Here is an 865-nt window from a genome sequence, read left to right as displayed (position 1 = left end):
CTATGTATTCACGCTGCGATACCTGCTTGTGCAGGTGGGTTTCCCCATTCGGAAATCCCAGACTCAAGTGGCTCTTACTGCCTAATCTGGGCTTAACGCAAGTTAGTACGTCCTTCATCGCCTCTGACTGCCAAGGCATCCACCGTGTACGCTTAGTCACTTAACCATACAACCCCAAGAGGTTTCGTATGTTCAAACAACCAAGGTTTGTGTCACCTACATTCGATCAAGAAAAGTAAGGACATTGGTTTTTCGCCGGACTCTTCTTTTATTTTCACTTTTGAAAAAGTGAAGACAAAAATACAAGACACTTGAATGTGTATTGCTTGAGAACTCGTTTCATCTCTCGATGAAACATTTTAATTCAATTGTAAAAATTGAATTTACTAGTCAGCTTTCCAGATTATTAAAGAGCATGTGTCTATCATTCGATATCCACTTTCTAAATACTTTCACTATTGATTTCAAAGTAAACGTAATCAGTTTTGAAGCGAGAAGCGTAGTGTACACATGCACATGAGCATCGCAGCTATCAAAAATGATAAGGCTTACAAAGAAAACACTTAGAAAGTGGCGTCCCGTAGGGGAGTCGAACCCCTGTTACCGCCGTGAAAGGGCGGTGTCCTAGGCCTCTAGACGAACGGGACCAAGTGTTTCTTGCCAACGTTGTTGGGCAACGTTAGCGCTCTCTTACATTTTAACCAGGCAATCTGTGTGGACACTGCATCAAACAAGCAGTCTATCGTTAAGGAGGTGATCCAGCCCCAGGTTCCCCTAGGGCTACCTTGTTACGACTTCACCCCAGTCATGAACCACACCGTGGTAAACGCCCTCCCGAAGGTTAAGCTATCTACTTCTGGTGCAG

Annotated in this window: 1 tRNA gene and 2 rRNA genes; all 3 read right to left on the bottom strand. The window is 44.2% G+C overall.

The window, feature by feature from the left end:
- Positions 1-166: ribosomal RNA gene (locus tag L4D19_RS30345) — 23S ribosomal RNA — on the bottom strand; the annotation flags it as partial.
- Between the two features lie 405 nt (positions 167-571).
- Positions 572-647, bottom strand: a tRNA-Glu gene (locus L4D19_RS30340).
- Between the two features lie 99 nt (positions 648-746).
- Positions 747-865 (bottom strand): 16S ribosomal RNA (locus L4D19_RS30335); the annotation flags it as partial.

This window comes from Photobacterium kasasachensis (assembly GCF_050336885.1).
Lineage (GTDB): Bacteria > Pseudomonadota > Gammaproteobacteria > Enterobacterales > Vibrionaceae > Photobacterium > Photobacterium kasasachensis.
Note: the sequence above shows the minus strand (reverse complement) of the source record. Positions and strands in the feature narration are given on the sequence as shown.